This window comes from Superficieibacter sp. (assembly GCF_032071645.1).
Taxonomy (GTDB): domain Bacteria; phylum Pseudomonadota; class Gammaproteobacteria; order Enterobacterales; family Enterobacteriaceae; genus Superficieibacter.
The window spans coordinates 391,618-418,189 of the sequence record NZ_DAMAPU010000003.1 but is presented as its reverse complement, the minus strand read 5'-3'; the positions used below and the strand labels follow the sequence as shown (position 1 = coordinate 418,189).

The following is a 26,572-nucleotide window of genomic DNA, read 5'->3' as shown; positions in this document are numbered from 1 at the left end:
AAATCGGATTCATTCCAGATTAATGCAACGTAATTTGTTTGTGCGCGATGGCATTAATTTGTGCGCGGATCATCTCGCTGATCGGATCTTCCGGGCACTGTTCAACGAAATAATTTAAATCGGTCAGCGCAATGTGATCGCACTCAAGCTGGGCGTAAATCAGCCCGCGATCGCGGATTTCATACGGATCTTCCGGGTTAAACACCAGCAGCGCTTCGCTGGCCCGCAGTGCGGCTTCCATCTGCCCTTCTTCCATCAGCGCGGCTTTTAACGTGTCCAGCAGCTTGTGCACCACTTCGGCGTTGTCCGCTTCGTCGAGATCTTCATTGAACAGCTCTGCCACCGGGCTGATATTGCCTTTCAGCCACACTTCCAGCGTATGCTCGTCCAGCGTCTCGCCGTCGAACGGATTAATCAGCCACATTTCTTCAGGCGTGTCGGCGCGCAATAATAGCTGGGTCGGAAAAATGACCGGCACCAACGGCAGCGACAGGCGCTGGGCAATCCATAGCAGGATCGCCCCCAGCGACACCGCGCTGCCCTGACGCTTCGCCAGCACCTGATCCAGCCACAGCGCATCGGAGAGACGATAAACGCCCTGGCAGGCACCGAATCCCCATTCGTTAAAAAACAGATCCAGCAGTTTTTCAAGCTGACGCTCGTCGGCCCACGCAGCGCTGATCTCTTCCTGCGCGAGGCTCACCAGCCGGTTAAGCTCGTGGTATACCGTCTGCGCCGGAAAATCGTCACGCACGATCTCAGAAATAAGGATCACGCCTTCGCACAGCGGTGCTTTGTTAAATTCGAAATCGGCCAACGACCTCATAACTTACCCCAGAAACGGAATTTTTGTGGTGGCGAGTTTAATGATGATGTAAAGCACCACCAGCCCCAGCATAAAAGCGATAAAGCCCGTCTGCTGGCTGCGTCGGCAGCGATGGCCGAGCGCAATAAAACCCAAAACGATGTAGATAATAACGCCAAATAGCTTTTCAGTCAGCCATGCACCCTGCGCGGTAAAGGGCAGATAGTGCGTTATTGCGATAAGCCCCGCGCCGCTGAGCAGCAGGACGGTATCAACACTATGCGGCACGACCCGCGCCCAGCGCTGGCTGGCACGCGGATCGCCTGCGTAACGCCACCAGTAGCGCAGCACAAACAGGCTAACCGACAGCGCCGCCGCCGTCAGGTGCAGGCCGATCGCCAGGCTGAAAAGCGTCACGCCCACTGCCCCAGCGTCAGGCGATCGTTACCGCCATAATCGCGGCAGGTTGCAACCTGCTGATAGCCCGCCGCCGTGAAGCGCTCGCGTACCGCATCGCCCTGCTGCCAGCCGTGTTCAACCAGCAGCCAGCCTCCCGGCGTCAGAAAATCGCGGGACGCGGTGATAATATGCGCCAGATCGGCCAGGCCGTTATCCGCCGCCACCAGCGCGCTTTTTGGTTCAAAGCGCACGTCGCCCTGCGCCAGATGGGGATCGCCCTCATCAATATACGGCGGATTGCTGACGATGATGCCGAAACGCTCACCCGCCAGCGCGCTGAACCAGTCGCTTTGCAGGATCGTGACGTTGTGAAGGTGTAAATGCCGGGCGTTGCGCGTCGCGAGATCCACAGCGTCGGCGCGGAAATCCACCGCCGTCACCTGGCAATCGGGACGCTCGCTGGCGAGCGCCAGCGCAATCGCCCCGGTGCCGGTGCCTAAATCAAGGATCCGGCTCGGCGCGACGGGCAACCGGGCCAGCGCCTGCTCAACCAGGCATTCGGTATCCGGGCGCGGAATGAGCGTGGCGGGCGAAACAAACAACGGCAGCGACCAGAACTCGCGCATTCCGGTCAGATGCGCAATCGGCTCGCCGCGCTCGCGCCGCGCCAGCAACGTCTCAAGCTGCAGCGCCTGCGCATCCGTCAACGTCGTCTCGGCAAAGGCGAGAATAAACGTCCGCGTCTTGCCAGTCACCAACTCCAGCAAAATCTCCGCGTCGCGGCGCGGACTTTCGCTGGCATTCAGGCGGGTAATGGCGCTCCCCAGCCACTGCTGAAAATCCATCATTCCTGATCGGCCAGCGCCGCCAGTTGATCGGCCTGGAATTCCTGCACGACAGGCTCAATAAGCATATCCAGCTTTCCTTCCATCGCTTCATCCAGACGGTACAGCGTCAGGTTAATGCGGTGATCGGTCACGCGACCCTGCGGGAAGTTATAGGTGCGGTTACGGTCGCTGCGATCGCCGCTACCGAGCAGGTTGCGACGGGTTGAAGCCTCTGCCTGCTGACGTTTTGCCAGTTCCGCCGCGCGAATACGCGCGCCGAGGACCGACATCGCTTTGGCTTTGTTTTTATGCTGCGAACGTTCATCCTGGCACTCCACCACAATCCCGGTGGGCAGGTGGGTAATACGAATTGCCGAGTCGGTGGTGTTTACGTGCTGACCGCCCGCGCCCGATGAGCGGAAGGTGTCGATGCGCAAATCGCCGGGGTTAATGTCCGGCATTTCGGCTTCCGGCAGTTCCGGCATCACCGCCACGGTACAGGCGGACGTGTGGATACGGCCTTGGGATTCGGTCGCCGGGACGCGCTGCACGCGATGACCGCCGGACTCAAATTTCAGGCGACCGTACACCCCGTCGCCGCTGACTTTAGCGATCACTTCTTTGTAGCCGCCGTGCTCGCCTTCGCTGGCGCTCATAATTTCTACCCGCCAGCGGCGGGATTCTGCGTAGCGGCTGTACATACGGAACAGATCGCCCGCGAACAGCGCCGCTTCGTCACCGCCGGTGCCAGCACGGACTTCCACAAACGCATTGCGCTCGTCGTCGGGATCTTTTGGCAGCAACAGGAGCTGTAAATGCTGTTCAAGCTGCTCGCTTTTATCTTTGGCGTCGCGCAGTTCTTCCTGCGCCATTTCGCGCATTTCGGGATCGTCGAGCATCATCTGCGCAGTTTCAATATCTTCCTGGACCTGTCGCCAGTCAGTAAAACAGCGCGAAACATCGCTAAGCTGCGCGTACTCACGCGACAGCGCCCGGAATCGCTCCTGATCGGCGATGGTTCCCGCATCGCCCAGCAGCGCCTGAACTTCTTCATGACGCTCGTGCAGAGCTTCCAGTTTAGCAACAATAGAAGGCTTCATAGGCGTTAATGCACCCTGTTATAAGAATGGTTGTGCTACTCCAGCCCGAGGCTGTTGCGCAAAAGATGCAGGCGTTCGTCATCCCCGTCACGGGCGGCCTGCTGGAGAGATTTGGTTGGTGCGTGGATCAGGCGATTGGTCAGTTTGCGCGCCAGATCCTGCATAATGGCCTGCGCGTCGCCACCCTGTTCGAGCGACGCCAGCGCTTTGGCAGTCAGTTCGTCACGAATATCTTCGGCCTGACTGCGGTATTCCCGGATGGTCAGGCTCGCGCCCTGGGCGCGCAGCCAGGCCATAAATTCGCTGGCTTCCTGTTCCACAATGGTTTCAGCCTGCACCGCCGCCGCTTTACGCTGCGCCAGATTGTGCTGAATAATATTTTGCAGATCGTCAACGCTATAAAGGTAAGCGTTCGACAGCTTGCCGACTTCCGGCTCGACATCGCGCGGTACGGCGATATCCACCAGCAGCATTGGCTGATTGCGGCGGGCTTTTAACGCCCGCTCCACCATCCCTTTACCGATAATCGGCAGCGGGCTGGCGGTTGAACTGATAATAATGTCGGCATCCTGCAAACGCTCATCAACGTCGCTTAGGGCGATCACTTCCGCGCCGACCTCCGCTGCCAGCGCCTGTGCGCGCTCGCGGGTCCGGTTGGCGATGATCATTTTTTTGACGCGGTGTTCGCGCAGATGGCGGGCAACCAGTTCGATAGTCTCACCGGCACCGACCAGCATCACCGTGACCGTGGCGAGCGATTCAAAGATTTGCCGCGCCAGCGTACAGGCCGCGAAAGCGACCGACACCGCGCTGGCCCCGATATCCGTTTCGGTACGCACCCGTTTGGCGACCGAGAAGGATTTCTGGAACATGCGCTCCAGCTCGCTGACGTTAAGGTGTCCGCGCTCTGAATCGGCAAATGCTTTTTTCACCTGGCCGAGAATTTGCGGCTCGCCCAGCACCAGCGAATCCAGCCCGCTGGCGACGCGCATCAGATGACTCACCGCGTCGTTGTCCTGGTGCCAGTAAAGGCTGTTGCGCAAATCGTCTTCATCAAGATTGTGATAATCGCACAGCCAGCGGATCAGCGCCTCGCGCAGATCGCTCTGTTCCTCAACGCTCAGATAAAGCTCAGTACGGTTACACGTTGACAGGACCACGCCACCCTGCACCATCGGCTGCGCCAGCAGACTTTCCAGCGCCTGGTCGAGCGTATCCGGCGAAAACGTCACGCGTTCTCGCAGCGCTACAGGAGCCGTTTTATGATTGATGCCAAGCGCTAAAAGGGTCATGGATGCGGGAGTAGTACCAGCGTTGATAAGGTTAGTCTGTGCGCATCATACAGGATGCGCCGGATCAATAAAAGAGACGCACTCCTTTCGGAGTAACAGGTAAAAAATGATTTAAGACAACGTGAACGTAGACGCTCCCGCAGCGTAACGCTAGCATTAACAGTTAATACCGCAACGTACATCAAGGATTTACGATGATCAAACGCCGTTTACTTCGCCTGCTGCCGCTGACCGCGCTGGTTCTGAGCGCCTGTATGACTCACCCGCCAAAAGGTCCGGCAACCAGCCCGGACGCGCCGCAGTGGCGTCAGCATCAGCAGGAAATCCGCCAGCTTAGCCAGTATCAGACGCGCGGTGCTTTCGCTTATCTCTCCGATCAGCAAAAGGTCTATGCCCGTTACTTCTGGCAGCAGACCGGTCAGGATCGCTATCGCCTGCTGTTAACCAATCCGCTTGGCAGTACCGAACTGGAGCTGAAAGCGCAGCCGGGCACCGTCGAACTGATGGACAATAAAGGCCAGCATTATACCGATACCGATGCCGAAGAGATGATTGGCAAACTGACCGGAATGCCGATCCCGCTTAACAGCCTGCGTCAGTGGATCCTCGGCCTGCCGGGTGATGCCACCGATTATAAACTCGACAGCCAGTACCGCTTAAGCGAGCTGAACTACACCCAGAACGGTAAAACCTGGAAAGTGGTGTACGGCGGCTATGACAGCAAAACCCAGCCCGCGCTGCCATCAAATATGGAACTGACCCAGGGTTCCCAGCGTATCAAGCTGAAAATGGATAACTGGATCGTCAAATGACCGAGCGCTGGCCTTCCCCTGCGAAACTGAATCTGTTTTTGTACATAACCGGACAGCGTGCGGATGGCTACCACACGCTGCAAACGCTGTTTCAGTTTCTCGATTATGGCGACACGCTGACCATTGACCCGCGTGACGACGGTCAGCTACGGCTGCTGACGCCGATTGCAGGCGTTGCGGATGAAGACAACCTGATCGTGCGCGCCGCGCGGCTGTTAATGCAGGAAGCAGGCCAAAGCCAGCGACTGCCTGCGGGCAGCGGCGCGGACATCTCGATTGAAAAACGGCTGCCGATGGGCGGCGGGCTGGGCGGCGGTTCCTCCAATGCGGCGACGGTGCTGGTAGCGTTAAACGCGCTCTGGGGCTGCGGTCTGTCGGTCGATGAACTGGCGGCGCTGGGGCTGACGCTCGGTGCCGACGTGCCGGTGTTTGTGCGTGGTCATGCCGCCTTTGCCGAAGGCGTGGGAGAAAAACTGACGCCCGTCACCGTGGCGGAAAAATGGTATCTCGTCGCCCACCCCGGCGTCAGCATACCGACACCGATCATTTTTCGCGATCCTGACCTGCCACGTAAAACGCCGGAAAGGTCAATTGAAACGTTATTAAAATGTGAATTCAGCAATGATTGCGAGGTTATCGCAAGAAAACGTTTTCGCGAGGTTGATGCGGCGCTTTCCTGGCTGTTAGAATACGCGCCGTCGCGCCTGACTGGCACAGGAGCCTGTGTCTTTGCTGAATTCGAGACGGAATCCGCTGCTCGTCAGGTGCTAGAGCAAGCCCCGGAATGGCTGCAAGGCTTTGTAGCGCGTGGTGTGAATCACTCGCCGCTGCAGCAAGCCCTTTCGGAGCTCACTGAGTTTCGGTGACAACGTCACCCTTGTTCCAGACGTTGCATCGCGCTCTTTAATACACCGACTGGATGAAATCGTGCCTGGCCCGCACAGTTTTTGGTACATTTCATCCACCACTGGACGCATGCCTGAGGTTCTTCTCGTGCCTGATATGAAGCTTTTTGCTGGTAACGCTACCCCGGAACTAGCACAACGTATTGCCAACCGCCTGTACACTTCTCTCGGCGACGCCGCCGTAGGTCGCTTTAGCGACGGCGAAGTCAGCGTACAAATTAACGAAAATGTACGCGGTGGTGATATTTTCATCATCCAGTCCACTTGTGCTCCCACCAACGACAACCTGATGGAACTGGTTGTTATGGTAGATGCTCTGCGCCGCGCTTCCGCAGGTCGCATTACAGCCGTTATCCCTTACTTTGGTTATGCTCGTCAGGACCGCCGCGTGCGTTCTGCGCGCGTACCTATCACCGCCAAAGTGGTCGCCGACTTCCTGTCCAGCGTTGGCGTTGACCGCGTACTGACCGTTGACCTGCATGCTGAACAGATCCAGGGCTTCTTTGATGTACCGGTTGATAACGTATTTGGTAGCCCGATCCTGCTCGAAGATATGCTGCAACTGAATCTGGATAACCCGATTGTGGTTTCCCCGGATATCGGCGGCGTGGTTCGTGCCCGTGCTATTGCTAAACTGCTTAACGATACCGATATGGCGATCATCGACAAACGTCGTCCGCGCGCTAACGTTTCACAGGTGATGCACATCATCGGTGACGTAGCGGGTCGCGATTGCGTGCTGGTTGACGATATGATCGACACCGGCGGTACGCTGTGTAAAGCAGCCGAAGCGCTGAAAGAACGCGGTGCTAAACGCGTATTTGCTTACGCTACGCATCCGATTTTCTCCGGTAACGCGGTGAACAACCTGCGCAACTCCGTCATTGACGAAGTTGTCGTCTGTGACACCATCCCGTTATCAGATGAAATCAAAGCCTTACCGAACGTACGTACCCTGACTCTGTCCGGGATGCTGGCCGAAGCGATTCGTCGTATCAGCAACGAAGAATCTATCTCTGCCATGTTCGAGCATTAATCGGGCCAGGCCAGAAGACCCGCTACGGCGGGTTTTTTTGTCTGTAATATCAATTTGTATGACCAATGCCTCCTTCATCCGTGTCGTCAATAACGGATGATGCGCTCACGGACGATCACCTTTGTGAAAAATATACTTTCTCCACATGTGATGCCTTTCCGCGCTCTGATCGACGCGTGCTGGAAAGAGAAGTACACCGCTTCGCGCTTCACCCGCGATCTGATAGCCGGTATAACCGTCGGCATCATTGCGATCCCACTGGCGATGGCGCTGGCGATTGGCAGCGGCGTTGCGCCGCAGTACGGCCTGTATACCTCGGCGGTTGCCGGGATTGTTATCGCCTTAAGCGGCGGCTCGCGCTTCAGCGTCTCCGGCCCCACCGCGGCCTTTGTCGTCATTCTTTACCCCGTCGCGCAGCAGTTCGGCCTTGCCGGGTTATTAATGGCAACGCTGCTCTCGGGCGTGTTTTTGATCCTTTTTGGCCTCGCCCGTTTTGGCCGCCTGATTGAATACATTCCGCTGTCGGTCACGCTGGGCTTTACCTCCGGGATCGGTATCACCATCGGCACCATGCAGATCAAAGATTTTCTCGGCCTGCATATGGAGCACGTCCCGGAACACTATCTGCAAAAAGTGGGCGCGCTGGCGATGGCCCTGCCGACCATTAACGTCGGCGACGCGGCGATTGGTATCGTCACCCTAGGCACCTTAATTTTTTGGCCACGGCTGGGCATCCGCCTGCCGGGGCACCTTCCGGCGCTGCTCGGCGGCTGCGCGGTAATGGCTATCGTTAACCTGATGGGCTTTAACGTCGCGACCATTGGCTCGCAGTTCCACTACGTGCTGGCAGACGGCACCCAGGGCAACGGCATTCCGCAATTACTGCCGCAGTTGATCCTGCCGTGGGATCTGCCCGGCTCCAGCTTTACCTTAAGCTGGGATTCCCTGCGCGCCCTGCTGCCTGCGGCATTCTCGATGGCGATGCTGGGCGCGATTGAATCCCTGCTGTGCGCGGTGGTACTCGACGGCATGACCGGCACCAAGCACAAGGCTAACAGCGAGCTGATTGGTCAGGGGCTGGGCAACCTCATCGCGCCGTTCTTTGGCGGGATCACCGCTACCGCCGCCATCGCCCGTTCCGCCGCGAACGTGCGCGCCGGGGCAACCTCGCCGATTTCCGCCGTTATTCACTCGGTGCTGGTGATCCTCGCGCTGCTGGCGCTGGCCCCGATGCTCTCCTGGCTGCCGCTGTCAGCGATGGCCGCGCTGCTGCTGATGGTCGCCTGGAACATGAGCGAGGCGCATAAAGTCGTTGACCTGCTGCGCCGCGCGCCGAAAGACGACATCATCGTCATGCTGATCTGCATGTCGCTGACGGTACTGTTTGATATGGTCATCGCCATCAGCGTAGGCATCGTGCTGGCGTCGCTGCTGTTTATGCGCCGCATCGCGCGTATGACCCGCCTCGCGCCGGTCAACGTCACGGTGGCGGACGACGTGCTGGTGCTGCGGGTCATCGGCCCGCTGTTCTTCGCCGCCGCCGAAGGCTTATTTACCGAGCTGGAATCTCGCGTGGTGGGTAAACGAATCGTGGTGCTGAAGTGGGATGCTGTACCGGTGCTGGACGCGGGCGGGCTGGATGCTTTCCAGCGCTTCGTTAAAAAGCTGCCGGAAGGCTGCGAACTGCGCATTTCAAATCTTGAATTCCAGCCGCTGCGCACCATGGCGCGTGCGGGCGTGAAGCCGATTCCGGGGCGTCTGGCGTTCTACCCGGATCGCGCGGCAGCGCTGGCGGACCAGAACTGATTTGCAGGTACAAAAAAAGCGCTCCGTTGAGCGCTTTTTTATTGTCTGTTATCCGGGGCGACGCGGATCGCGACGGCAGCGTTTATCATAATGGCGAACCCACCAGTAACGATCGCTTATCTGCTCATGCCCACCGATACGTGCGCCCGCGAGCCACAGAATGGCCCCAAGGAAAATACTGAACACCGCGCCATGCGCAAAAAACTGCGGCAAGCCCAGCTGCGGAAGCTGATTCAAAATGGAGTAGCTGACGCCGACGACCATCACCACCAGCCCCAACACCATAAGCGTATTGCCGAGTAACGAAGCGTTTTTGCGTTTCATTTGCCACCTCCGTAACGTTGCACTGAAAAGGAAAACCCCTTTTCCATGTGGCAAATTATAGTCAGTAAGCGCGCTAAGGATTGCGTGACGGATCACATTACCAGCCACAAAGTCAACAAAAACTTACAAATAAGCCTTTGAATCGCATTAAATACTAATAATTCAGATCGGGAATTACCGTCCCGGCGCAGAATTTTGTCATTACCCGCGCCAGACAGTACACTACGCGCAACATATCGACCCTGCAGGAATAGAATACGTGACGATTAAACTGATTGTCGGCCTCGCGAACCCCGGAGCGGAATATGCGGCAACCCGCCACAACGCGGGTGCCTGGCTGGTAGATCTGCTGGCGGAGCGCTGCCGCGCCCCGCTGCGCGAAGAGGGCAAATTTTTTGGCTATACTTCACGCATTAATCTGGCGGGCGAAGACGTTCGCCTGCTGGTGCCCACCACGTTTATGAACCTCAGCGGCAAAGCGGTTGCGGCGCTGGCAACGTTTTATCGCATTAACCCGGATGAAATCCTCGTCGCCCACGACGAACTAGATCTACCGCCGGGGGTGGCAAAATTTAAGCTGGGCGGCGGGCATGGCGGACATAACGGCCTGAAAGATATCATCAGCAAGCTGGGTAATAACCCCAACTTTCACCGCTTACGCATCGGCATCGGTCATCCGGGCGATAAAAACAAAGTTGTCGGCTTTGTGCTGGGCAAGCCCCCGGCCTCCGAGCAGAAACTGATCGACGACGCGGTTGACGAAGCGGCACGCTGTACCGAGATCTGGCTGAAAGACGGTCTGACGAAAGCCACTAACCGCCTGCACGCTTTCCGGGCGCAATAGCGGTATTTTTATCTGTCAGCGTGTATAATGGGCGAAGTTATTTACTTTTCTACAATCTGTTATCGATAACAGGTTGATTATCAAGATATTAAGGTGATTTAAATCATGGGATTCAAATGCGGTATCGTCGGTTTACCTAACGTCGGCAAATCCACCCTGTTCAACGCGCTCACCAAAGCGGGTATCGAAGCGGCAAACTTCCCGTTCTGCACCATTGAGCCGAACACCGGTGTGGTGCCGATGCCCGATCCGCGTCTGGACCAGCTCGCCGAAATCGTTAAGCCGCAGCGCATTCTGCCGACCACGATGGAGTTTGTTGACATCGCCGGTCTGGTCAAAGGGGCTTCCAAAGGCGAAGGTCTGGGCAACCAGTTCCTGACCAACATCCGTGAAACCGAAGCCATCGGTCACGTTGTGCGCTGCTTTGAGAACGACAACATCATTCACGTTTCCGGTAAAGTTGATCCTGCGGAAGATATCGACACCATCAATACCGAACTGGCGCTGGCGGATCTCGACACCTGCGAACGCGCCATGCACCGCGTTTCCAAAAAAGCCAAAGGCGGCGATAAAGACGCGAAAGCCGAGCTGGCGGCGCTGGAAAAATGCCTGCCGCAGCTTGAAAATGCCGGAATGCTGCGCGCGCTGGATCTGACCGATGAAGACAAAGCCGCCATCCGCTACTTAAGCTTCCTGACGCTGAAGCCGACCATGTACATCGCTAACGTCAATGAAGATGGTTTTGAAAACAACCCGTATCTGGATCAGGTACGCGAAATCGCCGCTAAAGAAGGCTCCGTCGTCGTTGCCGTCTGTGCCGCCGTTGAATCCGACATCGCCGAACTCGACGACGCCGACCGCGACGAATTCATGGCTGAACTGGGCATTGAAGAGCCAGGCCTGAACCGCGTGATCCGCGCAGGCTACGAGCTGCTGAATCTGCAAACCTACTTTACCGCTGGCGTAAAAGAAGTCCGCGCCTGGACCATTCCGGTTGGCGCAACCGCTCCGCAGGCGGCGGGTAAAATCCACACCGACTTTGAAAAAGGCTTTATCCGCGCCCAAACCATCGCATTTGAAGATTTCATTACTTACAAAGGCGAACAGGGTGCCAAAGAAGCCGGAAAAATGCGTGCTGAAGGTAAAGAGTACGTAGTGAAAGACGGCGACGTGATGAACTTCCTGTTCAACGTCTAAATAAGTCTTGTTGTTTCATGAGGCTTCACAACATCTCATGAACCTCATTAAACTCTCTAAAATCCACGCACTTGCGTGGATTTTTTATTCCACATTGTCTCATATGATCTCATGGAAGCGCAGTCTAAAATGAGTACATAGATGAGTATAATCCGTTTCCATTATCATTTTAGGTGAGTACAATAACGGTATAAGAAATAGACAAGGGCCCACTATGCTCACTGATACGCAATGCCGCACAGCCAAGCCGAAAGAAAAGCTCTATCGTCTCAATGACTTCAACGGTCTCTACCTGGAAGTGAAACCTAATGGCAAAAAGGCATGGCGCTATCGGTTTAAACTCAACGGTAAATCCAGCATGTTTGCGCTGGGTGAGTATCCGGCAGTCAAACTTGCCGAAGCTCGCGAGAAATGCGAGCAAGCGCGTAAGCAAGTCGCAGATGGAGTTAGCCCAACACAGGCTCGTCAGTTAGATAAGATCCGCAAGGTCAATGACGCATCTAACACCTTTGAGCTGATTGCCAAAGAGTGGTTGCAGATGAAAGACTGGGCCGAAATTACCAAAACACGCCGACTGGATATGCTTGAACGTGTTGTTTTTCCCGCAATAGGTAAGCTCCCAGTCAGAGAGATCACCCCACACCATGTCCTTAAAATTCTTCAGGAAACTGCCAAACGAGGAGCACCGACAGTTGCCGCAGAAGCCCGTCGCACCGTTTCATCAGTTTTCGAGTTGGCAGTGGCAACACTTAGAGCTGACAGCGATCCTGTCTGGCCTGTACGCAAGGCGCTTCCGGCGAATAAGACACAGCACAAACAGCCATTGAACCCACAGCTAATCGGGAAGCTATTAAACTGTTTTGATAACAGTCGCGGCTCATATCAGGTTAACTATTGCATGTGGCTAATGTGGTGGACGCTGGCGCGGCCAGCCGAAGTCACCGAAGCTGAATGGGTAGAATTCGATCTCGATAATGCACTATGGACCATTCCGGCAACGCGCATGAAAGCTCGTAGGGAACATGTTATTCCCCTCCCCTCCCAAGCCGTCAGTATGCTCAGAACGCTACAGGGATTAACCGGGCATCGACACCATCTCTTTCCGGGCAGGGATAATCCGCTAGGTCCAATGACATCACACTCTCTGCGTCAGTTACTTAAAAGCCTGGGCTGGAGCGGTACTTATAGCCCACATGCAACCAGAACTACAGGCAGTACACGTTTAAACGAAATGGGCTATCGACCTGATGCGATAGAAGCTCAGCTTGCGCACGCTGATACCAACAACGTTCGCCGCACGTACAACCATGCAACTTACCTCGATGAGCGAAAAGTGATGATGCAGGAATGGGCGGATAAACTTGATGGATGGGTAAGCAGCACTCATAGCAGTGTTGATGTTTCGTAAACAGTGAATACCAGATGCTTATAGCTTTCGGAATTTTTGTTTATCGAACGTAGCTGACCAGCCCTCAGGATTAGATACAACCTTCAGTTAGTAAGGTCGGTTGGTTTTTCTTCATATTTCCCGTTTCGCCATCACGCTGCAAATTCAGCCGAAGTCTGGTAATTTAGCGATGAATGTGGATGGCATTAGTTATAATCCTGCCGCCAGTCATTAATCGTTTTCCTGGCGTGAACGATATCGCTGAACCAGTGCTCATTCAGGCACTCATCTCTTCTGAATCGTCCGTTAAAACTTTCAATAAATCCGTTCTGAGTGGGCTTACCCGGCTGGATAAGACGCAGTTCCACACCAAAAGGCCCATTGCTCCAATGCGCGGCTGGTAAATGCCTGTCCCTGATCGGTTATTATCGTCGCGGGATAGCCACGAAACAGCGCGATACTGCCGAGAATACGCGCGACCTGTATGCCCTGCATTTTTCGCCCGATAGGGAACCTCTTCAGCCTAATCTCAAAAAATGACTGCCCGTAATATAGCACAAAATATCCAACTATTTCATGTGATTACGTTTTTTATTATAAAGTAAGGCTATTCTTTATGCTGATTAGTCAAGCTTCTGAAATCCATCTGGCGACTTAATAAGAAGTATGTTTGGTTGCCAAATGAAGCCTGATTAATCATTCTGGTATAGTAGCTACTGGTGGTGACCCTGATATTAGATGGCTCTACAACTTGGTGTGATTCTTGTAAATTTGATATATATAGGAAAGAATACTGATGTACTGTCCTCGACCACACACATCAGGATGACCGCTACAATGCATTAAAGTTTCAGGCGTATCACACTAAGAAAAATGGTAAATCATATTAATAAAAAGAGGGTATTTCAATGGATGTTAATCAAATGATTGCTGGCAGAGATAGTAACGGGAATATATTGCTGGATGGTACAGAACGTGGCAATTTAACTATCCACTCCTACAATGTTGTTCCAAACAATTATTCACAACTTTGTGCAATGATTGAATCGAACACCGTAACAATAAGACTACAGAATGCTTCAGCGTTTGAGGAGAGAGAACAATTCAATATACAGTTTGATGTCAGTCTTGATGATGAACAAGATACTTATGTTCTGACTGATGGTGGATGGTTTCCGCTAATGGTACTTCCGAAAAACACTCTGGTTCTAGCAGACAGAAATGTTATTTCCGCAATGCAGTACCGTTATTTCTTAGGTAAGAAAAAGAAGAACGCCGAACCTGATTATTTCGATTCTATCTTTTTAAGTCATAGCGATATGGAATTTGATGTTACTCTATTTGCACTCGAAGGGAACCATAAGCAACCGCCAACACCGTTAGTAATTGATCAGCAATATCACATTGCGAAAGAGATCATGCGGCATGCTTTACCACACATCAAGGTGGCTATTTTTCGTGGAGGAAGCAATTACTGTCATACGCTTTCTGATACACTAAGACCCCAGATGCTGCAAAGGATGGAATTTCTCCACGAGATTGCACCGAAAATAAACCGGGAAATCACATCAAAAATAAGGAAAGATCTCGCCGAAAAGGTATTCAACTCTGCAAAAAAACACAAACTACGAGCCAATGATCTCGCTGTGATTCTGGTTTTTCTGAGAATTACGATGGAAGGCAAAAAAACCGCAGCTACAGAGGTTATCAAAGAAAGCCAGATCTATAGCCTTGATGATGCATTCAACACAGCTGCTGATCTAATGGCATTAGAGATACTTCTTAATTATATACATTTGCCTGAGCTTAAAAAAAAAGGGATGCAGGTTGCCTATATCACAAAAGATAAAGGTATAGCTAAAATCGGAGCATTAATTCTTAATCAAATTCACTGCCATTCTGGTGGTGGTACTAGAACCTTGACTACGACGTTCCCATTTAATATTTTTTCCGACGATGATGAGACACAGCAACTCGTAAACGAATACTTGCAATAATACATACCCTTATCCTGAAACAGACGGTTTCACACATGGCGATCCGTCTGGATGGCTGAGTGGGCTAACGGTTCGCAGTGTCAAAAACTTGGTGCAACCAACTTCGGAGACGCCAACCGCTATGGCACTATTTTGCTGGTCAGCGGTACTAGCCCCTTACGGTACCGGAGTCCGTCAGTAAGGGGGAACAGATAGATTTCAATGAAGAAGTGTAATTTATTGATTAATAAATATTTAAATTGACCTCTTATTAGCGTTTACTGTTCCGTTGCTCCCCAAACCCAAAATTAAGGATATGACTATGACGTTAGACGCGAGAGAAGATATGCAGGTGCAAGAGGCTATTCAAAATCTGTTTTCAGGTTCAGTGCCAGAACGTGAAAATGAGCTTTCTCAATTAATCAGTGACCTGCAAATCGTTTTCCAAATGCTTCCTGATGAGCATACGGATGGCCGGTTAATTATGGATGCAGGTGTATATCGGTTTGTTCGATTCAATCACCGTGTTGTTCGCTCCTTCTGGATAGGAGCATTCGCAGCATGGGAGGGTTACAGAGCAATTGCACAAAGTGACGATATCAGTGCGGTTGATATTGGTAGGTTCAAAGAGCTTGTTGCTTCGTTTGAGGTGACCATAGCAAATCAGCAGGCCGATGAAGACCCGCTACCGAATGGAATACCAGAGCCTGGTGTTTTACCTGATAAGGTTGCTGATCCGCAAGGGCGTGCAGCCGCAGAGCTTGCAATAATTGCACTGTGCTGGGCTTTCTTGCACGAAATTCGCCATATTAGGCACCAAAGAGAAGGAACTAGTGCAGGGGCATTTGGGACGCCAGAATGTAAACGGAATGAGGAATTTTCATGCGATGAATTCGCTACAAAATTCGTTCTTGAGAAAATGGTAGATTATTCAGCTGGCAGCGGGGATGATTTTTCTCTGGTTCGAAGGAAAAGAGAACTCGGAATTTACCTCGCATTATTTTCACTTACCTTGCTGTCTAAGGATAAGTGGGAAGAGTCCGATTCTCATCCATCTGTTCAAGAGCGGATAAACGCCGTCTGCGAAATAATGGGCCATGATCGTGATGAGACGGCAGGTGTTATTGCACATGCTGCCTTTGCTACGTTGCGCGAAATTTGGCCATCTGCGCCGATGGTTCTTGCCGCTTCAGCGTAGCGCCACGATGCGTTCATAAGTGGCAGTATCAGGCGTTCGTCCGGCATATCAGTCCGAAGCCTTCACCAGCACCAAGGTCTTGAGCTGGTGAAGGCTTCGTAGTCGTCGCGGGCAATTTGTTGGGCCAGTTTCAAAAGCATGTGCTGTACGGACTCTAGGACGATGCGCGGCACGCCCTGCGCTTCTGGCTCCAGTTCGATCAAGTCGATGATGCCGGGCACTGAAAGCCGGGACCCTTGAATAGTCTCATTATCCCTATTGGGATTCTGCGTCTCCAGCAGCAAGATGATGGCAGCCATAAGACCGCCATCCCGCCAGTTCAACCCCGACGTTTACGCTTCAGGCGTGCCTGTTCGCGCCTTGTTAATCGCCGGGGATTACGCTTTCTGTTCGGCTTCGACTCTACGAACTGGCTTACAGCCATCTCTTTCTTCGTTGCATTCACTGGCTCCAACTCTGCGATTATTGTACCCAGCGCAGCCACACAAGAAGACCAGTAAGCCCAGACTTCATTTTTGTTGAATAGCTCCGTTTCATGCGTTACCAGCGCCCTTTTTACCCTGCGCGACATACGGCTGTCTACATCACCCATGGCATGCCTGGCCCATGCTTTGGCGCTGTTACTCTTTGGCCGCGATGACTCAATGAAGTCATTAACCAGAACGGATTTAAGCTTTCCTTCATAAACCACAATGCGCCCGAACGGGTTTTTCAGCTCAGCGAGTTCCGCCAGCATGACAGACCATGCACCAGAACGCCGACCAGGTATGATACGCGCTTCTATGCGCAGAAAACCGTCAAACTCCTCCTGGTTGATCTCAACGAACTGTTCCTGCCTGGCCTTGCCATCCTTTAACACAACCTCACTACGCTGGTTAAAACCCAGCGAATTCAGCACGCCAGCATATACCTTCTCATAAAGGTTAAACCGCAGCGCAGACCTTTGCCCGCCTAAGTTCAGACCAGGTAACCCTTTAAAGTTTATGTGATCCTTGAAGGTAGATATCCCCTTTAAATCCCAGACATAGTCATTGAGTTTGCAACCATACACATCCAGAGCGACATCAATGCGGGTTACCCAGGACCGCGCTAACAGACGGCAGAAAATGGCACCGAATCGTTTACTCAGCCATCCCAGCATGTGATCCATCGCTTCTGCATCCATGTGCTGCGGCCGGAACTCGAAGCGTATCCCACCTGTCTTGACGTGACGAGGTCCCCAGTTGATGTGCAGAAGCATGGGTGAGTCATCACCCTTACGATATACCGACAGTCCATATTTATAGGGATGAAGCTTACCCGCTTTATTCTGCGTTGATTTGCGTTCAATACGATACTGCTTCCATTTCCGCCCAAGAATGCGCTCAAGCGTTTGCAAGACCCCCTCTTTCTCTTCTTCACTATGGAAGCGAGAAACTGATGTAATACCATCAGCCCGCATAGTCATCCGGTGCCCATGGCTACTACGGCAGATTTCATTTGATATGTTGAGCTCAACATTCTTCCTGTTAAGCCAGTTACTCTTCTTAGACATTGTTGTTCCTCTCAGGCATTAGCCCGTTGGGGAACAGAGAGCAATAGCTTCCCGTACAATTATTATTAATAACTGTTCTTTACTGTTGGCTTAATTAACCCAGCGTCAGCTTTGACTGATATGTTCTCTGTTCATGCTTTTAAGTGCGCTTATAACGTGCTGTTAGACGCACATATATTTACTGAACACGCTGACGCTCAGTCAGCCACTGGTTAACCTCATGCTCGTAGAAACCGACTGAACGGATGCCTAAACGGACCTGTCGGGGGAACTCATTGCGCTGGAGCATCCTGTAGAGAGACGCCCGACTTATGGCGCAACGTTCAAGTACTTCCGGAACTTTGATGATACGAATAGCGGTCATAACACACCTAAAAACAGTCGACACCTCATGGTGACCGCCTGCTTTTACAACTTCACATGCCACTGATTTTAAACGAAATAAAATCAATTTAAACTGACCGTCAGTTTTTATAATTGACAATACTGACTGTCAGTTACTATCATGCCCAAACACGACAACTGACGGTCAGTTCAAGAAAGTCTGTCAGCTCACCGACAGCTTAAACTTGGCTATTGTTCATTCAAAAACTGACTGTCAGTCTTAGTAATGGAGAGTTCGTTTATGCCAAAAATTGATCGTAGTAAGCTCACACCTGAGGAACTTAAGACCCTTCGGGAAAAAGAGCGCAAATACAAAAAATCCAGCAGAGACAAGAAAGCACCGGCTGAAATCCCCCTAACTGAGGACATGCTTGCAATGATTAAAAAAGTGGGGCTGGTCCATGGTTTTCCCAGCACTAAAATATCAGTACATGGGCGCATGGAGGCAATTTCTCAGGTATTTGAATACTTACTAAAGAAAGAAACCGACTCCGAATTTTATCAAATCAAAAAAACGCAGCCCAAAAGGCTTTTCCACCTGTACAAGACGGTGAGCTATTTTAAAGATATCAAGGGAATGAGTGAGGGGGAGATTGCCACACTAATGACAGAAAGGCAGGCGCTAACACCAAGAGCGGTAATATATAAGACAAAAGAACGCGTATGGACAGAAAAGGCGATCGCCAACATACTGGATGAAAAAAAAGTATCCGACAAAATTCGCGAATTAAATGAAGAGTAATTATCAAGCATTTATCTTATTTGTTTCTGTATTAGCCATTTTATGCATCAGAAATTTGTAGCTCGAGACTAAGTAGCTTCCAAAACAGCTTTCTGGTCAGGAGGCACAAAGTAGTTTGAAATAACAAGCAATGACGAAGGTATCGAGTGGGCAACGATGGCCGAACGAGTCAATATCTCAGACCCATTTTATTCCTGGCATATCACACATCCGAAGGCACCGACTTCTGTACACGCAGCGAAAAAAGACGACAGCAACCAATAAAGTTGGACGAAATACGGACTGGCAGTATGGCCCGCTTGAATGTCCCTAAATGTTTGCTCTACTGCGGCCTTACTTAGTGACGAAGTCACAATAGCGACTCGTTTGAAGGTGTGGGGAGCATTCCTGCAGAACTCTACAGCGGATCTGGAATCAGCATGTGTACCCCGGCATGTGCGAGGAATACTTGTCCTCACCCTGTTGTTGGTATAAAACCGCCCCCACCTAATGAACTTTTTGTTCATGGCTGGTACTGGCAATGCGAGATTGCCCAGATTCTTGATAGCTTGACTGACAGAAACGTGAAATGCACTAGCGCCGAGAGTCAGCTCACCGTGTTTTGCGTGATAGAAGGTGACTCTTGGAGAAGATGGGTCCGTCCGAAAACCAATAAAATCAGCCCATTCATCACCGAGATCATCGCAGACGATAACATCATCATCGGGAGCTATCGTTGAAAGTACCGCGCCGAATGTAGAGTCACGATCAAATGCGCGATGTGCAGCAGTAAAAGTACCTTTCTCATCAGTAACTGCTGCAAGCTCTGCATTACCGAAGAGATAACCCAAGAACTGATTACCACCGTTGATCAAGGAATCGTCCAAATAAAGGCTGCCATCCAGATAAGCAAATCGCGTCTGATCAAACAGTACAATGAACGTGTCTTGTTTATCTATGAACTGCTTAAGTAAAGCTCGATCATTGTCTGTACCAAGTGCAAACTGGGTATTCTCGACATATACATCGGTTAGCAAAGGCTGCGTAAGGCGTTTTAAAGCGATTCTTGTTTTGTTTATTGAGATCTCACCTACCTCAAGCCCTGTTACAGATTGTGTCAGCAGCAGCTTTCCATGAGCGTTTTTTGTAACCGTCAATATATCAGTCAGCTCTGAGAGTATTGGATCAACCTCTGCTTTTAAAAGCTCTCGATACCCGCCGCCATCGTGTTTAACTAAGCGTATGATTTTGTCGTCAAAGATGGCTTGTCCCAGGATGGCGGTATCAACGGCAAATTGAACAGGGCTAGCAGTTAGATCTGACAAGTCCAATGATCGCGCGAAGGCTGCCAGAAACGGGGAAGAAGAAGGTCGTCCGGGACGAGGATGCAGCCGGTCAATAATGCCGCAGGCATAATCAACCAATTCCTGATAGCCCGCTCGATCCGCACGGAGAGAGATCCTCCCAGTTCGCGGCGTTGTTGAGAAGTTTTCATCGGCCTCAATGAAGCTATAACCCAAAGGGGCAAATCGAGCCGAGGATGCCATACCCACATTATTTTGGAGATTCTCACCCTCAAGTGTCTTGCTGCGCAGAGCAAAACGGGACAACGTCATATGCCTCAGCCTAACCCTGGCAAATACCGAATCTTTGCTAGTCAGTCCCCGATCGACATCCTGAGCCCCGATGCGCTGTAAATATCGCTTGGAGAAATAAGCTGGAACTTCTAACTGGGATTTGAAAATGGCAACATAATCGCGGTGCTCGACTATCAGCAAATACCCTGTCACTCGGTCGATCACATCCTCAGAACCAGGCAGGAATGGCGGCGTCCTATCAAATTGGAAGCATAATGCAGACCAAAAAGCGACGCCATGGGACTGCCGAGTTAAAGAAAAAATATTGTTAGAGGGTGATGTTTGTGCTTTTCTGATCGCACGGAATAAAGTATCGATCGCGACTGCTTTGAGCGGAGCTTTTTGACGGAAGAAATAGCAAGATTTGCTGGCTTGAAGTTCGTCGATCATATCCGCGTCCCCACGAAAATGGATAAAACGTGAAATCCTTCAAGTTTAAATGTTAACTTAGTACCATAATGATTGTCTAGCTGAAAGCTATTGATAGAGCACCGCTGTTTGAAGGTCATGACAGAATGTCGTGAGCATTCCCTTTGTCATGTAAGACAATATAACCAAATCAGTCTTTGTCAAAATATTAAAAAGACAAACTTATGAATCCTATCACATCGAGTGTGGGAGAAAAGGGGCAAGACGCCACTATCCAACTACTATTTAATCCTAGGCGGGGCTTTGTTGAATAAATCAGATTTCGGGTAAGTCTCCCCCGTAGCGGGTTGTGTTTTCAGGCAATACGCACGCTTTCAGGCATACCTGCTTTCGTCATTTTGTTCAGCGCCCGCACCATGGCCATAGCCTCCGCAACCTGACCATCGTAGTCACGCAGCGTCAGTGAACCTCCGAACAACTGTTTTACCCGGTACATCGCCGTTTCCGCTATCGAACGACGGTTATAATCTGTTGTCCATTTCCACCGCGCATTACTCCCGCTCAGCCGCTGATTAGCCACTGCACGGTTACGGTCTGCGTATTCACCGGGCCAGTAACCCGCGCCTTTTAGGGGAGGAATAAGCACACTGATTTTCTTACGCCGCAGCTCATCGTGACAGAGCCGGGTGTCGTAAGCCCCGTCTGCCGCTGCTGCCCTGATTTTTCTGTGAGTCTGCCGGATAAGACCCGGGAAGGCTTCTGAGTCTGTAACGTTATTCAGCGACAGGTCTGCACAGACAATTTCATGTGTATTGCCATCAACAGCCAGATGGAGCTTGCGCCATATACGACGGCGCTCTTTGCCGTGCTTTCTGACTTTCCATTCGCCTTCACCAAAGACTTTCAGCCCGGTGGAATCAATCACCAGGTGGGCAATTTCACCCCGGGTGGGCGTTTTGAAACTGACATTAACCGACTTTGCCCGCCTGCTGACGCTGGTGTAATCCGGGCAACGCAACGGAACGTTCATCAGGGCAAAAATGGAATCAATAAAGCCCTGCGCAGCCCGCAGGGTCAGCCGGAATACGCGTTTAATCACCAGGACAGTCGTGATGGCAAGGTCAGAATAGCGCAGAGGTCTTCCCCGTGATGAAGGCGTTGCCGACTCATACCAGGCCTGAATTGCCTCATCTTCAAGCCAGAAAGTTATGGAGCCACGGTTGATGAGGGCTTTGTTGTAGGTGGGCCAGTTGGTGATTTTGAACTTTTGCTTTGCCACGGAACGGCCTGCGTTGTCGGGAGGATGCGTGATCTGATCCTTCAATGCAGTAAAAGTTCGATTTATTCAACAAAGCCCCTAGGCGGTTCAATGCATCAATCGCCACCTTCAATTGTCTACAATATTATGGCTGGACTTGGACTGTTTCATCATTATTTACATCAACCGTCTTACTTAACATAACGAATTGCGGCATAGAACCAGCCATCCAACTAAACATTCCAAAAATAGTGTATTTACCTGGAGGAAGGTTATCAAATTCAAACTTACCCTGGGCATCAGTCCGTGTTTTTCGATCATAAGCTAACATACGCTTATCAAAAGGCTCAAGAGCTTGCGTATTGTAATCATAGGATGGCGTATTTTTTAGGTAAGATGTATAAGGTCTAGTGATTATTTCCGCCCCCGCCCCAATTTTAACGTCGCCCCCACGAGTCACACCAAATAGCTCCCCTTTGACTACTCCAGTGCCTTTCTTAGGGAGAGCAAGATACTCATCAACCGGGAATGAAGGCCTTTTAACAGTCTGTTTAGGTCGTTCCGCTTGAGACTGGTAAGGCTGAGGAGATACACATCCTGAAAGAGATACGCTAAAAATAAGTAATGCTACTATTTTTTTCATAATTTTCCTTTTGAAGGATGCATAAATTATCTAACCTTATAATAAAAATCAAATGACTCATCTAATAACCATATGGTATCATCCACGTAATATTCCCATCATCACTCAAGTAATTACCAGGATATTTAGCCATATCGGTACGAAAACACAAATGGAGATGTCCATTGCTATCTTTACAGTTCGTAAACTGAACGCCCCCCCCTTTGGCTTCCAATACTTTAACTTTAGCCTGCATTTTCTCAATTGTCTGATTAAGTTGGCTTACTTTCATCTCACGATTACTTATATCCTCACGAGAAGGTAATGTTTTTAGCATAACAAACCATATAGAGGCAGCAATTAACAATGCTATAGAGAGTGAAACCACTGCAAATTTCACATTTAGTCTCTTTGCAACTCGATCATAATGTTCTGCTGCTTTTAATGCAGCTTGATCTGCATAAAAAAATTTCTCCTGTAATTGTTTTGCAGCTATTTCCGCTGTATCTTTTGCAATAATATCTAATGTTGACTGAGCATGGTTAACAAGCTCATTTATGTTACCATTAATTTCCACGCTAGCACTCTCAACATGCTCACTAATATTATTGAGTTTTGCGATAAGACTTCTCACATAAATTTCATTTTTAAATGATGCATCTAATATTTTCTGGGCACCATCAAGTAGTTCTTGGATTTCATTCTCGGCATTATTATTCATAGTATTGGCCCATCAAAGTCTTTTGACTTAGTTCGTCCACGATCTAAGTCTTTTTGTAGTTTGTATTCTTTTTCGATTTTATTTTCGTAAAATGCCACCCACTCCTTGTGAGTGAGTCTAAGCTCCAAAAGGTCTGTCAGTTGAACATAATGCATCTTGCCATTGCCATCAATAGTAAACAACACTCCTCCGGTGCCAACTTTGCCTCCACCTTGAGTTCTTATCACCCACTTAAGATATTTTTTAATTTCCTCAGGAGTAGCTTTATCATTTTTAAAAACAATATCCTCAGCTGTTTTTTGTAAAAACAGTTCCATCCGGGATGTAGCTCGTTCTTTCCTGAATGCATCTAAATAAGGTTCAAAAACTACTTCAAGCCCTGTAGCTGATGGCGAGGATTCAACATACCAGTGCACAATACGTGATACTTCCGTCAAACGGGGATTATTTGACAAACTTGCTGATAGCGAGGTATACCTTGCACGCTCCTTAGTTGAGCGGTTATGGCTTGCTTTAAACTCAATTAACCGTACAGTACCTGGAAATGAAAGTAGCAAGTCACCTAACAAGGTATCACATGGGGTTTGCTGTAGTAAGTTAACAACCCCTGGAATATGCCCATCATTGCTATACTTGCTAACTGCAAAACCAAGGCCATACAGAAAATTCCCTATTACTACATTTTCATATAGTTTCATCTACCATTCCATGCAGACAAGTAAGAATTTCACAATATAGAATGACCGAAGATATGCAAGCTGTATCGAATTAGAAACATTCAACATGACGGCTGGCACTAATTATCATACTCTCTCCACGGAAGTCATACCGGGTAGTAGTAGACACGTCGCTATGCCCTGCCAGCTGGCGCACGGTGTTGATATCCACGCCCTGCTCTAACAAGCGCGTAATGAAGGTCCTGCGCATGTCGTGCGGCGTAAAACGCGCTATGCCTGCGTCCTGCTGTAACTGCTCCAGGATGCCGGTTAAACCGGTAGTTGTCAGAGCATGGCTGACACCCCTGCCGTTGCGCTGAACACGGTTAAACAATGCATCCCCGGCCTCTTTAGCGCCACTGGCTTTTAACCATGCGCGGATGGCCCTATCTACCGCTGCCGCAACGTGTATCTCCCGGTATTTACGCCCCTTCCCCTGCCTGACTGTAAGGATGCCATTGTCATAGTCCCGGCGCTCAAGGCTGACCAGTTCCCCGGCCCGCAAACCCGCACCGCAAAGCGTCATTACAATGGCGGCATCACGACAACAGCGGATACGTTGCGGATGTCGTTTAGCGGCCTGAATAAGCGCGCGAACGTCTTCACGGCTGAGTGCCCTTCCCTTACGCTGGTTATCGCCATTGACGCGCTTAACTGCCCGGATACGGGCAAGTGTGTCCGCCTCCAGGCAATTGAGGTTAAAGGCCGTCTGCGCGATGCCCCGGAGCGCGGATAGTGCCATGTTGACCGTTGACACGGCGTAACCGCCATCCAGCAGTGCCGCACGTACTTTTGCGACAGCGGCGAAGCTAAGTTGCTCCCAGGGGTAGCTGGCTGCATCCGCACCGCGTTTGAGTATGCTGGCGCTACGGTTTAACAGGCTGGTGATACCTCGCCGTCCCGATGGCGCAAGACCGCTGATATAGGCGTCCAGCACGATGGTTTCCACCACCCGCGCGACCTGGCGCAGTGCAGGCCTGCTCATGCGTCTAACCTGCTATAACATGTATTAAACCAGGTAACTGTCTGCATCACATCAGCCCTCGCTCAGCCAGGGACACCGTCTCAGTCCCGGCCACAATAAAGTGGTCCAGTAACCTGACATCCAGCATTTCCAGAAGCTCCTGCAATCTTTTAGTCATCTGGATATCGCATTTACTGGGTTCAGGTTCGCCGCTTGGGTGGTTATGGACAAGGATGACGGCGGCGGCGTTATGCCTGAGTACCCGCTTAATAACCTCCCTGGGGTGGACGTTAACAATGTTTATCGAGCCTCTGAACAGGGTCTCGCGATACAGAAAATGATGCTGGTTATCGAGCAGGATGATGCCAAACTCTTCGTGTTCCAGCAGGGCCATTTCGTACATCACATACCGCCTTACATCATCAGGGGAGCAAAGTTGAACACCTGGCTGGTAGTACCGGCTGATGATGTCGCGGGCACGGTCAAGGATGCGGGTTTCGCGAAGGGTAAACGTCGTCATATTCAGAACTCCCGTTCGATAAAGTAAATGGCTTCGGGAAACAACTGGCGGCGGGTCACGCCAGTACGTAAGGAGAAGGCTTTGCGGGGCATGGTGGTTCGCCCGTTACTGTCGAAGAACCAGAGTGTTTCTTCATCCATTTTGGTGATAAGGGACCAGTGAAACTGATCGCTGACCATAATCAGGCGGGAGTGGTCTGTTACCGCTAGGAACCGCCTCATTTCGCTGAATACACGCCCTTCCACAAGACTCCGGCTTTCATCGAAAGGTTTGTAGATTTTGACCGGAAACTGGCGGTTATAGTGACCTTTCTGGAGTACCTGCTTAATCAGCCAGTCGAGCTGATTTTCATCTATCCCTTCTGCTAACCATTCATGTAATGGCCACCGTTGCTGGTAGGCCTGAAAAAGCCGGTTCATGAGTGGTCTGCGCTTCACCCTGCCGTCGTAGAGCCAGCTCAGCATATTGACCAGACAGTACGCGCCGCAAAGACTATCAAGCTCCCCTTGTACTGACGCGTGTATCCCACTGTTTGCAGTCACAGATCATATCTCCGTTGTAATAATGGGTAATCAGTGCGGTGGGATTAGCTTTCCCAGATAACCGTGGGCGTGTAGATATTCAGGAAGTGATAGTGGACAAAGTTACGCTGCCAGAGAGCAAAGATGTCGCGCCCTTCCCCTGGTGGTAAATCACCGGCATAGGACAGAAAGACATAACGCTGACTCCAGCTAATATCGATCTCTTTTTCGAGCTCCGGGTCTATGCCCATATATTTGAAGTCAGTGATATAATCGAAATACCATTCATCATTGCGAGAAATAAGCCTTATTTCGACAGGATGGAAGCCACCATTTTCAAAGCTATAGTTGATATCCTTGAATAATAAGGTGATGGCATAGTTATTAGGTTTGAGAGGTGGTTTCTTGCAGATTTCAGAAAAAATAATATTAATCAGTTCCTGACTTACGGGCATAGACAGCCCTTCCTGACGGATAATATTCATCATGTTTATTCCGGTAGATATACGTTTGTATTGATGACACAAAAAACTAATTATCCATTACCCGTACTGACTCTATAGACGATAAACGTCCTCCCGTCAGAAGGGATATAAAATAAAATGCTAAGTTGGAAATCAGCTTGAGTATCAGCCACTGAATAATATGACACTATCCAGTAATGACATTTTACCAGGAATATACTTTCAATGCAAAT

General features: G+C 50.8%; 27 protein-coding genes and 2 pseudogenes. 10 read left to right on the top strand and 19 right to left on the bottom strand.

What is annotated here, in order from left to right:
• Positions 1-19: 19 nt before the first annotated feature.
• From sirB1 to hemA, 5 genes are read right to left on the bottom strand one after another with little or no spacing between them, the layout of a single operon-like run.
• On the bottom strand, positions 20-826 hold the full coding sequence (gene sirB1, locus RT197_RS08725) for an invasion regulator SirB1 (protein ID WP_312949290.1): 807 nt from the start codon (positions 824-826) through the stop codon (positions 20-22).
• Between the two features lie 3 nt (positions 827-829).
• Positions 830-1,222, bottom strand: a complete 393-nt coding sequence (sirB2, locus tag RT197_RS08720; RefSeq protein WP_312949289.1) for an invasion regulator SirB2 — start codon at positions 1,220-1,222, stop codon at positions 830-832.
• A complete protein-coding gene (prmC, locus tag RT197_RS08715; protein WP_312949494.1) occupies positions 1,219-2,049 on the bottom strand; it encodes a peptide chain release factor N(5)-glutamine methyltransferase in 831 nt (276 codons plus the stop codon). Before prmC ends, sirB2 begins: the two co-directional genes overlap by 4 nt.
• Complete coding sequence (gene prfA / locus RT197_RS08710) at positions 2,049-3,131, bottom strand: peptide chain release factor 1 (RefSeq protein ID WP_312949287.1); 1,083 nt, start codon at positions 3,129-3,131, stop codon at positions 2,049-2,051. Before prfA ends, prmC begins: the two co-directional genes overlap by 1 nt.
• A 35-nt stretch (positions 3,132-3,166) precedes the next feature.
• Complete coding sequence (hemA, locus tag RT197_RS08705) at positions 3,167-4,423, bottom strand: glutamyl-tRNA reductase (protein ID WP_312949284.1); 1,257 nt, start codon at positions 4,421-4,423, stop codon at positions 3,167-3,169.
• Positions 4,424-4,617: 194 nt separating this feature from the next.
• On the opposite strand from hemA, the gene lolB reads away from it, so the two are divergent.
• From lolB to dauA, 4 genes are all read left to right on the top strand, one after another.
• Positions 4,618-5,235, top strand: coding sequence for a lipoprotein insertase outer membrane protein LolB (lolB, locus tag RT197_RS08700; protein WP_312949282.1), 618 nt, complete (start codon positions 4,618-4,620; stop codon positions 5,233-5,235).
• Positions 5,232-6,101 (top strand): 4-(cytidine 5'-diphospho)-2-C-methyl-D-erythritol kinase, encoded by an 870-nt coding sequence (gene ispE, locus RT197_RS08695; protein WP_312949279.1) that lies wholly within the window; start codon positions 5,232-5,234, stop codon positions 6,099-6,101. The genes lolB and ispE overlap by 4 nt, the downstream gene beginning before the upstream one ends.
• Before the next feature lie 127 nt (positions 6,102-6,228).
• Positions 6,229-7,176: a ribose-phosphate diphosphokinase gene (gene prs / locus RT197_RS08690; protein ID WP_003856663.1), complete on the top strand. Its 948-nt coding sequence runs from the start codon at positions 6,229-6,231 to the stop codon at positions 7,174-7,176.
• A gap of 150 nt (positions 7,177-7,326) precedes the next feature.
• Positions 7,327-8,982, top strand: a complete 1,656-nt coding sequence (gene dauA, locus RT197_RS08685) for a C4-dicarboxylic acid transporter DauA (RefSeq protein ID WP_312949491.1) — start codon at positions 7,327-7,329, stop codon at positions 8,980-8,982.
• Positions 8,983-9,030: 48 nt separating this feature from the next.
• Here the strand turns inward: dauA and ychH are convergent, their stop codons facing one another.
• On the bottom strand, positions 9,031-9,306 hold the full coding sequence (gene ychH, locus RT197_RS08680) for a stress-induced protein YchH (RefSeq protein ID WP_312949276.1): 276 nt from the start codon (positions 9,304-9,306) through the stop codon (positions 9,031-9,033).
• A gap of 259 nt (positions 9,307-9,565) precedes the next feature.
• Between ychH and pth the strand changes: the two genes are divergently transcribed.
• The 3 genes from pth to RT197_RS08665 all read left to right on the top strand — a co-directional run bounded on the left by pth (position 9,566) and on the right by RT197_RS08665 (position 12,755).
• A complete protein-coding gene (pth, locus tag RT197_RS08675; RefSeq protein ID WP_312949274.1) occupies positions 9,566-10,150 on the top strand; it encodes an aminoacyl-tRNA hydrolase in 585 nt (194 codons plus the stop codon).
• 105 nt (positions 10,151-10,255) lie between these two features.
• On the top strand, positions 10,256-11,347 hold the full coding sequence (ychF, locus tag RT197_RS08670; protein WP_312949272.1) for a redox-regulated ATPase YchF: 1,092 nt from the start codon (positions 10,256-10,258) through the stop codon (positions 11,345-11,347).
• 214 nt (positions 11,348-11,561) lie between these two features.
• Positions 11,562-12,755, top strand: coding sequence for a tyrosine-type recombinase/integrase (locus RT197_RS08665; RefSeq protein WP_264443226.1), 1,194 nt, complete (start codon positions 11,562-11,564; stop codon positions 12,753-12,755).
• Positions 12,756-12,886: 131 nt separating this feature from the next.
• On the opposite strand, the pseudogene RT197_RS08660 reads toward RT197_RS08665, so the two are convergent.
• Positions 12,887-13,229 (bottom strand): annotated as a pseudogene (locus RT197_RS08660) (integrase core domain-containing protein); the annotation flags it as partial.
• A 413-nt stretch (positions 13,230-13,642) separates the two neighbouring features.
• On the opposite strand from RT197_RS08660, the gene RT197_RS08655 reads away from it, so the two are divergent.
• Entirely contained in the window at positions 13,643-14,731 is a 1,089-nt protein-coding gene (locus RT197_RS08655; RefSeq protein ID WP_312949267.1) for a hypothetical protein, read from the top strand.
• Between the two features lie 301 nt (positions 14,732-15,032).
• Positions 15,033-15,908: a phage exclusion protein Lit family protein gene (locus tag RT197_RS08650; RefSeq protein ID WP_312949265.1), complete on the top strand. Its 876-nt coding sequence runs from the start codon at positions 15,033-15,035 to the stop codon at positions 15,906-15,908.
• 95 nt (positions 15,909-16,003) lie between these two features.
• On the opposite strand, the pseudogene RT197_RS08645 reads toward RT197_RS08650, so the two are convergent.
• From RT197_RS08645 to RT197_RS08635, 3 genes and pseudogenes are all read right to left on the bottom strand, one after another.
• Positions 16,004-16,147 (bottom strand): annotated as a pseudogene (locus RT197_RS08645) (resolvase); the annotation flags it as partial.
• 80 nt (positions 16,148-16,227) lie between these two features.
• Positions 16,228-17,442 carry a hypothetical protein gene (locus RT197_RS08640; protein WP_312949264.1) on the bottom strand — a complete coding sequence of 405 codons (1,215 nt, stop codon included), beginning with the start codon at positions 17,440-17,442 and terminating at the stop codon, positions 16,228-16,230.
• A gap of 178 nt (positions 17,443-17,620) precedes the next feature.
• Positions 17,621-17,806, bottom strand: coding sequence for an AlpA family phage regulatory protein (locus RT197_RS08635; protein WP_312949261.1), 186 nt, complete (start codon positions 17,804-17,806; stop codon positions 17,621-17,623).
• A gap of 261 nt (positions 17,807-18,067) precedes the next feature.
• Between RT197_RS08635 and RT197_RS08630 the strand changes: the two genes are divergently transcribed.
• Positions 18,068-18,568, top strand: a complete 501-nt coding sequence (locus tag RT197_RS08630) for a hypothetical protein (RefSeq protein WP_312949258.1) — start codon at positions 18,068-18,070, stop codon at positions 18,566-18,568.
• Positions 18,569-18,756: 188 nt separating this feature from the next.
• Here the strand turns inward: RT197_RS08630 and RT197_RS08625 are convergent, their stop codons facing one another.
• The 9 genes from RT197_RS08625 to RT197_RS08585 all read right to left on the bottom strand — a co-directional run bounded on the left by RT197_RS08625 (position 18,757) and on the right by RT197_RS08585 (position 26,360).
• Positions 18,757-20,574: a hypothetical protein gene (locus RT197_RS08625; protein WP_312949256.1), complete on the bottom strand. Its 1,818-nt coding sequence runs from the start codon at positions 20,572-20,574 to the stop codon at positions 18,757-18,759.
• Between the two features lie 334 nt (positions 20,575-20,908).
• Positions 20,909-21,877: an IS5 family transposase gene (locus RT197_RS08620; protein ID WP_312949253.1), complete on the bottom strand. Its 969-nt coding sequence runs from the start codon at positions 21,875-21,877 to the stop codon at positions 20,909-20,911.
• A gap of 79 nt (positions 21,878-21,956) precedes the next feature.
• The gene (locus RT197_RS08615; RefSeq protein WP_312949250.1) at positions 21,957-22,454 is read right to left on the bottom strand and encodes a hypothetical protein; all 498 of its coding nucleotides are present in this window, start codon (positions 22,452-22,454) and stop codon (positions 21,957-21,959) included.
• A gap of 61 nt (positions 22,455-22,515) precedes the next feature.
• The gene (locus tag RT197_RS08610; protein WP_312949248.1) at positions 22,516-23,154 is read right to left on the bottom strand and encodes a hypothetical protein; all 639 of its coding nucleotides are present in this window, start codon (positions 23,152-23,154) and stop codon (positions 22,516-22,518) included.
• A complete protein-coding gene (locus RT197_RS08605) occupies positions 23,151-23,852 on the bottom strand; it encodes a hypothetical protein (RefSeq protein ID WP_312949246.1) in 702 nt (233 codons plus the stop codon). The genes RT197_RS08610 and RT197_RS08605 overlap by 4 nt, the downstream gene beginning before the upstream one ends.
• A 70-nt stretch (positions 23,853-23,922) precedes the next feature.
• Positions 23,923-24,855, bottom strand: a complete 933-nt coding sequence (locus tag RT197_RS08600) for a site-specific integrase (RefSeq protein ID WP_312949243.1) — start codon at positions 24,853-24,855, stop codon at positions 23,923-23,925.
• 46 nt (positions 24,856-24,901) lie between these two features.
• Positions 24,902-25,354 (bottom strand): RadC family protein, encoded by a 453-nt coding sequence (radC, locus tag RT197_RS08595; protein WP_264443212.1) that lies wholly within the window; start codon positions 25,352-25,354, stop codon positions 24,902-24,904.
• Positions 25,355-25,356: 2 nt separating this feature from the next.
• The gene (locus RT197_RS08590; RefSeq protein ID WP_312949489.1) at positions 25,357-25,818 is read right to left on the bottom strand and encodes a hypothetical protein; all 462 of its coding nucleotides are present in this window, start codon (positions 25,816-25,818) and stop codon (positions 25,357-25,359) included.
• Between the two features lie 122 nt (positions 25,819-25,940).
• Positions 25,941-26,360 (bottom strand): DUF2787 family protein, encoded by a 420-nt coding sequence (locus RT197_RS08585; protein WP_312949486.1) that lies wholly within the window; start codon positions 26,358-26,360, stop codon positions 25,941-25,943.
• Between the last annotated feature and the right edge of the window lie 212 nt (positions 26,361-26,572).

Excerpts from the sequence above, each read along its gene's own strand:
- sirB1 (WP_312949290.1), bottom strand. The coding sequence starts at position 826 with ATGAGGTCGTTGGCCGATTTCGAATTTAACAAAGCACCGCTGTGCGAA.
- prmC (WP_312949494.1), bottom strand. The coding sequence starts at position 2,049 with ATGGATTTTCAGCAGTGGCTGGGGAGCGCCATTACCCGCCTGAATGCC.
- prfA (WP_312949287.1), bottom strand. The coding sequence starts at position 3,131 with ATGAAGCCTTCTATTGTTGCTAAACTGGAAGCTCTGCACGAGCGTCAT.
- hemA (WP_312949284.1), bottom strand. The coding sequence starts at position 4,423 with ATGACCCTTTTAGCGCTTGGCATCAATCATAAAACGGCTCCTGTAGCG.
- lolB (WP_312949282.1), top strand. The coding sequence starts at position 4,618 with ATGATCAAACGCCGTTTACTTCGCCTGCTGCCGCTGACCGCGCTGGTT.
- ispE (WP_312949279.1), top strand. The coding sequence starts at position 5,232 with ATGACCGAGCGCTGGCCTTCCCCTGCGAAACTGAATCTGTTTTTGTAC.
- dauA (WP_312949491.1), top strand. The coding sequence starts at position 7,327 with ATGCCTTTCCGCGCTCTGATCGACGCGTGCTGGAAAGAGAAGTACACC.
- ychH (WP_312949276.1), bottom strand. The coding sequence starts at position 9,306 with ATGAAACGCAAAAACGCTTCGTTACTCGGCAATACGCTTATGGTGTTG.
- ychF (WP_312949272.1), top strand. The coding sequence starts at position 10,256 with ATGGGATTCAAATGCGGTATCGTCGGTTTACCTAACGTCGGCAAATCC.
- RT197_RS08665 (WP_264443226.1), top strand. The coding sequence starts at position 11,562 with ATGCTCACTGATACGCAATGCCGCACAGCCAAGCCGAAAGAAAAGCTC.
- RT197_RS08655 (WP_312949267.1), top strand. The coding sequence starts at position 13,643 with ATGGATGTTAATCAAATGATTGCTGGCAGAGATAGTAACGGGAATATA.
- RT197_RS08650 (WP_312949265.1), top strand. The coding sequence starts at position 15,033 with ATGACGTTAGACGCGAGAGAAGATATGCAGGTGCAAGAGGCTATTCAA.
- RT197_RS08640 (WP_312949264.1), bottom strand. The coding sequence starts at position 17,442 with ATGTCTAAGAAGAGTAACTGGCTTAACAGGAAGAATGTTGAGCTCAAC.
- RT197_RS08635 (WP_312949261.1), bottom strand. The coding sequence starts at position 17,806 with ATGACCGCTATTCGTATCATCAAAGTTCCGGAAGTACTTGAACGTTGC.
- RT197_RS08630 (WP_312949258.1), top strand. The coding sequence starts at position 18,068 with ATGCCAAAAATTGATCGTAGTAAGCTCACACCTGAGGAACTTAAGACC.
- RT197_RS08625 (WP_312949256.1), bottom strand. The coding sequence starts at position 20,574 with ATGATCGACGAACTTCAAGCCAGCAAATCTTGCTATTTCTTCCGTCAA.
- RT197_RS08615 (WP_312949250.1), bottom strand. The coding sequence starts at position 22,454 with ATGAAAAAAATAGTAGCATTACTTATTTTTAGCGTATCTCTTTCAGGA.
- RT197_RS08610 (WP_312949248.1), bottom strand. The coding sequence starts at position 23,154 with ATGAATAATAATGCCGAGAATGAAATCCAAGAACTACTTGATGGTGCC.
- RT197_RS08605 (WP_312949246.1), bottom strand. The coding sequence starts at position 23,852 with ATGAAACTATATGAAAATGTAGTAATAGGGAATTTTCTGTATGGCCTT.
- RT197_RS08600 (WP_312949243.1), bottom strand. The coding sequence starts at position 24,855 with ATGAGCAGGCCTGCACTGCGCCAGGTCGCGCGGGTGGTGGAAACCATC.
- radC (WP_264443212.1), bottom strand. The coding sequence starts at position 25,354 with ATGACGACGTTTACCCTTCGCGAAACCCGCATCCTTGACCGTGCCCGC.
- RT197_RS08590 (WP_312949489.1), bottom strand. The coding sequence starts at position 25,818 with ATGCTGAGCTGGCTCTACGACGGCAGGGTGAAGCGCAGACCACTCATG.
- RT197_RS08585 (WP_312949486.1), bottom strand. The coding sequence starts at position 26,360 with ATGAATATTATCCGTCAGGAAGGGCTGTCTATGCCCGTAAGTCAGGAA.